Annotated in this window: 5 protein-coding genes and 1 pseudogene; 1 reads left to right on the top strand and 5 read right to left on the bottom strand. The window is 62.6% G+C overall.

Annotation, left to right across the window (positions count from 1 at the left end):
* The coding region (locus BGO16_RS12280; RefSeq protein ID WP_292619026.1) for a peptidylprolyl isomerase at positions 1 to 663 on the bottom strand (663 nt) is incomplete at its 3' end.
* A gap of 627 nt (positions 664 to 1,290) precedes the next feature.
* Between BGO16_RS12280 and secA the strand changes: the two are divergent.
* A pseudogene (secA, locus tag BGO16_RS12275) lies at positions 1,291 to 4,102 on the top strand (preprotein translocase subunit SecA).
* A gap of 128 nt (positions 4,103 to 4,230) precedes the next feature.
* On the opposite strand, the gene BGO16_RS12270 reads toward secA, so the two are convergent.
* The 4 genes from BGO16_RS12270 to BGO16_RS12255 form a co-directional block, all read right to left on the bottom strand.
* Positions 4,231 to 5,685, bottom strand: a complete 1,455-nt coding sequence (locus tag BGO16_RS12270) for a murein L,D-transpeptidase family protein (RefSeq protein ID WP_292619034.1) — start codon at positions 5,683 to 5,685, stop codon at positions 4,231 to 4,233.
* 338 nt (positions 5,686 to 6,023) lie between these two features.
* On the bottom strand, positions 6,024 to 6,986 hold the full coding sequence (locus BGO16_RS12265; protein WP_292619025.1) for an acetyl-CoA carboxylase carboxyltransferase subunit alpha: 963 nt from the start codon (positions 6,984 to 6,986) through the stop codon (positions 6,024 to 6,026).
* Between the two features lie 462 nt (positions 6,987 to 7,448).
* A complete protein-coding gene (gene xerD, locus BGO16_RS12260) occupies positions 7,449 to 8,408 on the bottom strand; it encodes a site-specific tyrosine recombinase XerD (protein WP_292619024.1) in 960 nt (319 codons plus the stop codon).
* Positions 8,409 to 8,525: 117 nt separating this feature from the next.
* Complete coding sequence (locus BGO16_RS12255) at positions 8,526 to 8,672, bottom strand: histidine kinase (RefSeq protein WP_292619023.1); 147 nt, start codon at positions 8,670 to 8,672, stop codon at positions 8,526 to 8,528.
* Positions 8,673 to 8,884 lie beyond the last annotated feature (212 nt).

Raw genomic sequence — 8,884 nt, 5'->3', positions numbered from 1 at the left:
AATCTTGCCGGGCTCCAGCTCGAAGGCGACCTTGGAAAATTCCGGCACCATCTGATCCTTGGTGAAGAAGCCGAGGTCGCCGCCGTCGGATGCGCCGGGATCCTTGGATTCCTTCTTGGCCAGTTCGGCGAAGTCCGCGCCCTTCTTCAACTGGTCTTCGATCTTCTTGGCTTCTTCCTCGGTCGGCACCAGGATGTGGCGGGCATGCACTTCCTGTTCGCTGGTGATCTGCTTGGAGGCGTCCTCATAGACCGCCTTCATGGCGTCGGGGGTGAGCGCCGCCTTGCCCTCGGACGCCAGCAGCTTGTCCATCAAAAGGCGGTCGCGGGCGAAGGCGAGCCGTTTCTTGAAGTCCTCGGTGTTTTCGATCTTCTTGTCCTCGGCGGCCTTGGCGATGATCTTCATGTCGATCAGGAACGACAGCACGTTGTCCTGCCTGGCGGCCGGGTCCATCTGCGCGAGGCTTGGGCCCAATTCCTCTTCAGCGACATTGACGTCGCTCTGGCGGATCTCGGAGCCGTTAACCTTCGCCAGCACGGGGTTCGAATCATCTGCGCGGACCGGCGTGGCGGCGAGCAGGGCCACCGCCAGGCAGCCGCCGAGGACGGACGAGGCCAGGCGAACGCGCAGGCTGTGTTTCGTTGCGGGCATTGAGGTGGTCATGGGAAGTCCTTGATCTCCAGGAGGAGGGGTTTTGGGACGGCGGACACTCGCTTAATCGTGCGGCCTTGGCAACGCGAAAACTCTGTCAAAATCATGAATTCACGGACAGGTAGGCGGCCGCGGGTTTCCACCTCGGGCGCCTCGGAGCGGTGGTTCGGCGACCGTTGACAACCCACAAGGTGGGCCATATCTCTGCCGGACCGGGCCGGCAGCAGAGGCGGGTTTTGGCTGTGCTTTTGCGATTGAACCCCGGTCGCCGAATCTCAACCCATGACGATTTTCAATCCATGACGACTTCCAATCCATGACGGCTTTCAATCCATGACATGGATGCTCGGCTTCCGGGACTTCCAGGCTTCCGGGACTTCCAGCCCTGAGGCGTCACGATGAGGTGAGTTGATGGGCGGCTGGTGTGGTGGTTTTGAAGTTCGCTTCGCCGTCCTGGCGAATTCTGCAGGCGAATTTCCGAATCCAAACCACGCCGGAATCAGAAGCTAGCTTGCTAATGTCCCTATGAATCCGAAGTTCGCCATGGAAGGCGCTGCAGAATTAGGGCGAACTTCGGCTTCGGACACCGGGAGACGATCACATGGCTGCAACGCCGAACCGCGAAGACAGGAATAAGGCATGATCGGCGCGCTTGCCCGCAAGTTTTTCGGTTCCGCCAACGATCGGCGGGTCAAGGGATACCAGTCCCGAGTCAAGGCCATCAACGCCCTCGAACCCGAAGTCGCCGCGCTGTCCGACGAGGCGCTGCGGGCGCGCACCGCCGAATTCAGGCAGCAGCTCGCCAACGGGGCGACCCTGGACGACCTCCTCGTTCCCGCCTTCGCTACCGTGCGCGAGGCCGGCAAGCGAACGCTCGGCCAGCGCCACTTCGACGTGCAGTTGATCGGCGGCATGGTGCTGCACGAGGGCGACATCGCCGAGATGAAGACCGGCGAAGGCCGTCCACGTCGTCACCGTCAACGACTATCTCGCCCGCCGCGACGCCGCCTGGATGGCGCAGATCTACTCCTTCCTCGGGCTGACCACCGGCGTGATCGTCCACGGCCTCGACGATGCCGAGCGCAAGGCGGCCTATGCCTGCGACATCACCTACGGCACCAATAACGAATACGGCTTCGACTATCTGCGCGACAATATGAAGTACCGCCTGGAGGACATGGTCCAGCGCCCGCACTTCTTCGCCATCGTCGACGAGGTCGACTCGATCCTGATCGACGAAGCACGCACGCCGCTGATCATTTCCGGCCCGCTCGACGACCGCTCCGAATTCTACAACACCATCGACACTTTCATGCCGAGCCTGGAGAAGGTGACCGACTACGAGGTCGACGAGAAGCAGCGCGCGGTGACGCTCACCGAGGCTGGCATGGAGAAGATCGAGACGCTGCTGCGCGAGGCCGGCCAGCTCAAGGGCGATTCGCTCTACGACGTCGAGAACGTCTCCGTCGTGCACCACATCAACCAGGCGCTGCGCGCCCACTCGCTGTTCACCCGCGACAAGGACTACATCGTCCGCGACGGCGAAGTCATCATCATCGACGAGTTCACCGGCCGCATGATGCCGGGCCGCCGTTATTCGGAAGGCCTGCATCAGGCGCTGGAGGCCAAAGAGCATCAGCCGGTACAGCCGGAGAACCAGACGCTCGCCTCGATCACCTTCCAGAACTACTTCCGGATGTACAAGAAGCTTGCGGGCATGACCGGCACCGCGGCGACGGAAGCCGACGAACTGGCCGACATCTACAAGCTCGAGGTGGTCGAGATTCCGACCAACCTGCCGATCGCGCGCCTCGACGAGGACGACGAGGTCTACCGGACCCAGAACGAGAAGTACGCCGCGATCCTGGCCGAGGTCGAGCGCGCCAACGCGCGGATGCAGCCGGTGCTGGTCGGCACCGCCTCGATCGAGAAATCGGAAGTGCTCGCCGACTATCTCAAGAAGAACGGCTACAAGCAGATCGACTTCACCGATCCCAAATCGATGCGAAAGCTCTACGCAGCGGCCCGCGCCGGCAAGCCGGCGAAGCTGTTCGCGGTGCTCAATGCCCGCTTTCACGAGCAGGAAGCTTATATCGTCGCCGAAGCCGGCGTGCCCGGCGCCATCACCATCGCAACCAACATGGCCGGCCGCGGTACCGACATCAAGCTCGGCGGCTCGCTGGAGATGCGCGCCCAGTTCGAGACCGCCGACATCGCCGACGAGGCCGGGAAAGCCGCGAAGATCGCGGAAATCAAGGCTGATATCGAACGTTTCCGCGACATGGTGCTCAAGGCCGAGGAGGTCGTCGAGATCGAGCCGGCCAAGGGCTCAAAACCGGCCAAGACCATGACCCGGCCCGGCGGGCTCTACATCATCGGCTCCGAACGCCACGAGTCGCGCCGCATCGACAACCAGTTGCGCGGCCGTTCCGGCCGTCAGGGCGATCCTGGCCGCTCGAAATTCTTCCTGTCGCTTGAAGACGACCTGATGCGGATCTTCGGATCGGACCGGCTCGACACCATGCTGCAGCGGCTTGGCCTCAAGGAAGGCGAGGCGATCACCCATCCCTGGATCAACAAGGCGCTGGAGAAGGCGCAGCAGAAGGTCGAGGCGCGCAACTTCGACATCCGCAAGAACCTGCTGAAATACGACGATGTGCAGAACGACCAGCGCAAGGTGATCTTCGAGCAGCGCGTCGACCTGATGCAGAACGACAGCGTCGCCGAAACCGTCGCCGACATGCGTCATGCGTTCGTCGAGGACCTCGTCACCAAGCACGTGCCGGAAAACCAGTATGCCGAGCAGTGGGACGTTGCCGGGCTGAAGGACGAACTGAAGCGCGTGCTCGACATTGATCTTCCGGTCGACGAATGGGCCGCGGAAGAGGGCATCGCCGACGAGGAGTTGCTGTCGCGCATCGAAAGCCGGGTCGACGAGCACATGGCGGCCAAGGTCGCGCAATGGGGTCCCGACGTCATGCGTTACGTCGAGAAGACCATCCTGCTGCAGACGCTCGACCATCTCTGGCGCGAGCATCTGGTGATGCTCGATCATCTGCGCCAGGTCATCGGCCTGCGCGGCTACGGCCAGCGCGATCCGCTGCAGGAATACAAGTCCGAAGCCTTCTCCCTGTTCGAGTCGCTGATTGCCCATCTGCGCGAGGCGGTGACCGGGCAGTTGATGCGCGTCGAGATCGTGCCACCGGAGGAAGAGCAGCCGGTGCTGCCCGCGATGGAAGTCCACAAGCTCGATCCCAATACGGGCGAGGACGAGATGGCTTTCGCGCAAGGCAATTTTGCCCAGGCTTCGCTGGCGCCGGCGGTGAACGCGGACCGTTCTTCCGGCCGCGATCCGGGCAATCCCGCGAGTTGGGGCAAGGTCGGCCGCAACGAGGATTGTCCCTGCGGCTCCGGCAAGAAGTACAAGCACTGCCACGGCCGCTACGCGTGAAGACGTGGATGGCTGGGACGAAGTCCGGCCATGACGCGTTGAAACGAACGTCTCACCGTCAGCTCATCCGGTTGCTATCCGTGATCTGGAATAGTGGATGCCCGCCTTCGCGGGGATGACGGCATTATTTACCGGAACGCCGAGAAGCGATTGTCGAACGAGTTCGTTGCCGCCACCGGCGCCGCACGTGGAGCTGGCGTCGGCGCAGGCGCATCGGCGTCGATCGCTGGCTTTAATGGCGGGCGTGCAGTTGCGACCTGCTTGGTCTTGCCTGACTTGTCAGCCGTTTTTTCGGTCGTCCCGTGCGCGGGGCGTTTTTCCGCCACGGCCGGACGAAGCGGAGCGGTATGGGTCGCGGGGGCCGCCGTCTTCGGCTTGGCCGGGGTCGGCTGTTTGGTTGCGGTGGCGGTCGTCGCGGTGGTGTCGGCGGTGCCGAAACCGATCTTGCGCGCAAAATTGCTGAAAACATTGCCTGACGCGGAAGGGGCGAGCAGCGATGACGACGGTCTCGTCGCGTCGGCCTCCTGTTCGTATGCGGCTGCGACCGTTGCCGCCGCCGGGTCGCGCGGCGGATTGACGGTCGGAGGAATGGTGCCGGGCGCCGTCGAGTAGGCCGTAAGCTTCAGCCCGGGTTCGGCCGGATCCGACAGCCCTGTTTGGCCCTCCGGGATTTTTGCGGCGAACACGCGGTTCATGCCGCCGTCAATTCCGGTGTTGAGCCTGGCCACCGGCGTGCCCTTCGCGATCAGCCTGGCGATCTCAGTGTTGTCGCGCTCCTGCTTCTCGCGCACGGCGCTCGCGATGTCGTCGGGGATCACATAGGCCGGACACTGCGCGGATGCGTTGAACTGCAGCGGCTTGGTGGAGCCGGGAGGGGCCGCAGGATCGAACACGTATTTATGCTCGCAGAACTCGACCTTCGGCTCCTGATGGGTCACCTCGAAATGATCGTTGCCTTCCTTGATCATCTTCCAGAACGGCATGTTCGGATTGTTGCGATGTTTCGCAAGGTTCACCGCCGTCATGTGGAACGGATAGGCCTGGAACTGAAAGGCGCGTTGGCCGCCGAAAAAAGACTCCCGCCCGACTGCGTAGATCTCGGCGATCTGCTCGTCGGTCATGGCGTAGCAGCCGCGCGAGGAGCAGTCGCCATGGACCATCAGCTCGGAGCCGGTGCGCCCAAGCGACTTGTCGAAGGCGTTGGGATAGCCGGTATTGAATGAGAGATAGTAGGCTGAGCGCGGATTCATCTGCGCCGGCGTGATGCTGTAGAACCCTTCCGGCGCCTGACGATCGCCTTCGCGCGTTTTCGGGCCAAGATCGCCGGACCAGCGGCAGATCGGGTAGGTCTTGAGAAGCGCGAACTTGCCGGACCGGTTCTGCTTCCAGACTTCGAGTTCGGCTTCCTGCTTGAACAGGCGAATCAGGATCGGCGATTGCAGCTCCATGTCCTTTTCGGTCATGGCGGCGATGAGCTTGGGCGGGACGGGCTGGTTGGCCTTGGCGTTGCTCGCGAGTGAAGCGTTCTCGCCGTTGCAGCCAGCCAGAAGCGCGCCGGCCGCCAGCAACACGGCCGACGTCATGATCGCGCGGCCGGGCGCGCGATGAATCAAAGCCGGGCGATGGATCAAAGCAAAGCTCCGCAAGCGTCGGGCAAGCCTGCACCCCGAATTCATGGCGTTTGTGCCCCAAGCCATTGAATAAAATATTATCCTTAAGCCCGCGGCCCCGCAAGCCGGGCCGGCCGGCGCAACCAGATCCATGCCAACGATGGTGAACGGAGGTTAAATATTCGTACCGGGCTGAAATAGGGCGGTTCGCCCGGAATCCGGAAAAAGCCGCGATTTTTGCGGCCGTCCAAGCGTCGGAAACTGAATGCGGGTCGTCCGTCACGGAATCCTGGCGACGGCGCCGGTCGTGCTCAGCCCAGTTTGCGCCCGATATCGAGAAATTTCTGGCGGCGCTGCTTGCGAAGCGCGTCGCGGTCGAGATCGCGCAGATTGTTGAAGGCTTCGGCAATGGCGTCGCCAGTGAGCGCGACCATTGCCGGCGGATCGCGGTGGGCGCCGCCCGGCGGCTCCTTGAGGATGGCGTCGATCACGCCGAATCGCAGCAGGTCCTGCGCGGTGATTTTCATGTTGGTCGCGGCTTCCTGCGCCTTTGAACTGTCCCGCCACAGGATCGACGACGCCGCTTCCGGCGAGATCACGCTGTAGATCGCATGTTCCAGCATCAGGACGCGGTTGGCGGTCGCGATGGCGATGGCGCCGCCTGAGCCGCCCTCGCCGATGATGACGGCGACATTGGCGATGCCGAGCGACAGGCAGGTATCGGTCGAGCGGGCGATCGCCTCGGCCTGACCACGCTCCTCGGCGCCGATGCCGGGATAGGCGCCGGCGGAATCGACCAGCGACAGCACGGGGATATCGAAGCGGTCGGCCATTTCCATCAACCGGACCGCCTTGCGATAACCCTCCGGCCGCGCCATGCCGAAATTGTGCTTCAGCCGGCTCTCGGTGGTTGCGCCTTTTTCCTGGCCGATGACGCAGATGCTTTCGCCGCGGAAGCGGCCGAAGCCGCCGATCAGCGCCTCGTCCTCCCCGAACTTGCGGTCTCCCGCCAACGGCGTGAACTCGGTGATCAGGCCATTGATGAAATCGGAGAAGTGCGGCCGCTGCGGATGCCTCGCCACCTGGGTTTTCTGCCACGGTGTCAGGTTGTCGTAGAGATCCTTCAGTGCCTGCGCGGCCTTGTCCTCGATGCTCGAAATTTCCTCGCCGATGTCGCTGCCGGAAGCCGCGAGTGTGCGCAGTTCGTCGATTTTGGAATCGAGTTCAGCGACGGGCTTTTCGAAATCGAGGTAACTGCGCATGGGGTCGGGCATTCCAGCAATATAGGACGAACGTGCGGGGGGACGAAAGCTATTGGCGGGGAGAGCAAAAAATCCTTTAATTCAAACGTTTAAGGGAAGCGGCAGAGGGCTGCCGGACCGGTCGTTGGCAAACGACGCTGCGCTCTTTCGCGGCTGATCGGCGCGAAGTCAAGTGCCGAGCCGGGGCGGGTTTTCTGGCTGGAGCGGGGCCACGACAAAAAAACCCCGGCGTTGCCGGGGGTTCAAGGTGGATCTGAGATTGCCGGACGGGTTCGGCTGTTGTGGGCCGCCGAACCGGTGGCATAAGGCCGACGCGAATCGACCTGTCATTGACTTACAGATTAGAGCGGCCGGCGCGGGATGGAAGATGGAACTTGGCCGGGACCACATTTGGTGCGGCCGTGTGATGGTCTGGTAACACCCGGATGCCGACGGCGTTTCAAGATTCGATATTCGAACCTGCCCCGCCGTGCGTCAGACTTCCGCCAGCGGGTGCAGGTCACGCACGAGACTCTTCAGCCGTTCTTCCACGACGTGCGTATAAATCTGCGTTGTCGAGATGTCGGTGTGGCCGAGCAGCGTCTGCACGATTCGCAAGTCCGCCCCGTTATGCAGCAAGTGACTTGCGAAGGCATGACGCAGCACGTGCGGGGAGACCAGCCGGGGCGCGAGACCGGCCGCCCCCGCCAGTTCCTTCAGTTCGCGCGCGAAATGCTGCCGCGTCAGGTGGCCGCTTTCGCCGAACGAGGGAAACAGCCATTTCGGCTTTGCCGTGGCTGCCTTGCCCTCCCCGCGCTGATCGTCCATCGCGGCGAGGTAGGCGGCCATCGCCTGTCGTGAGGCGTCGTTGAGCGGCACCAGCCGCTCCTTGTCGCCCTTGCCCCGCACCACGATCATGCGCGCGTCGCGCCGCGCGGCCGACAGCGGCAGCGAGACCAGTTCGGACACGCGCAGCCCGGTGGCGTAGAGCACTTCGAGCAGGCAATACAGCCGCGCCGCGCGCAATCGCTGTGTGGTTGAAGCACCGGGCGCGTCGATTGCAGCCTTTGCCCGCGCCAGCAGGCGATCGACATCGGCTATCGACAGCACTTTCGGCAGGCTTCGCCCGCGCCGCGGACCCGACAGGATGGCGGCAGGATCGTCGCTCCTGATCCGTTCGCTCAGCAGAAAGCGAAACAGATGGCGCATCGCCGACAGGCGGCGGGCGACGCTCGACGACTTGAAGCCACGCACGTCGAGATCGCCGAGATAGTCCCGCAGGGTCTGGGTGCCGGCGGTGACGAAATTCTCGCTTGCGCGCGCCAGGAACGCGGAAAAGTCCTCGAGGTCACGACGGTAGGCGCCAAGTGTATTCTCGCCGGCGCCTTGCTCGGCCGCCAGCATGTCGAGGAACAGGTTCGTCAGCCTGGAGTCGGATGATTTGTCGGATGTCATGCCGCCGCCTATAGCGTTTTCGAGCGAAGTGGATACCGGTTCGCGCAAAGAAAACGCGTCAAAACAAAAAGCTGGAATCCGGCTTTGATTCCGTCAAAGCCGGAATGGCTCTAGCAGCTATTTCTTGAGAAATTTGTCCGGGTGGATGGTCACCGTCATCTCCCGCGACGCCGGATTGACGAAATTCGCCAGCGCGAAGATCACGCCGTAGCCGATCGCGCCGATCGCCGCGACGACTGTCAGGAAGCGGAGCAGGCTGGGCATTGGCGGTCCGAAAACACGATAGTGACCCTCGGGGCGAATACTAGTGGTCCGATTCTAACATTTGCATCCCGTTGCGGCAGGGAGTTGCTGAAAATGTTAGAATCAAAGGGCCACTAGCAACTATCAGGTTTCTAGTGGAGTTTTGAATGTGACATTCGCCTGACAAGTTCGCTGCAAAGTGGGTAGCGAATGTCAAATTTCACTCCACTAGT

The sequence above is a fragment of the Nitrobacter sp. 62-23 genome, from assembly GCF_001897285.1.
Classification (GTDB): Bacteria; Pseudomonadota; Alphaproteobacteria; order Rhizobiales; family Xanthobacteraceae; genus Nitrobacter.
Note: the sequence above shows the minus strand (reverse complement) of the source record. Positions and strands in the feature narration are given on the sequence as shown.

What these genes read in the sequence shown, in the direction of transcription:
- BGO16_RS12270 (WP_292619034.1), bottom strand. Translation starts at nt 5,685, where the DNA reads ATGACGTCGGCCGTGTTGCTGGCGGCCGGCGCGCTTCTGGCTGGCTGC.
- BGO16_RS12265 (WP_292619025.1), bottom strand. Translation starts at nt 6,986, where the DNA reads ATGCCCGACCCCATGCGCAGTTACCTCGATTTCGAAAAGCCCGTCGCT.
- xerD (WP_292619024.1), bottom strand. Translation starts at nt 8,408, where the DNA reads ATGACATCCGACAAATCATCCGACTCCAGGCTGACGAACCTGTTCCTC.
- BGO16_RS12255 (WP_292619023.1), bottom strand. Translation starts at nt 8,672, where the DNA reads ATGCCCAGCCTGCTCCGCTTCCTGACAGTCGTCGCGGCGATCGGCGCG.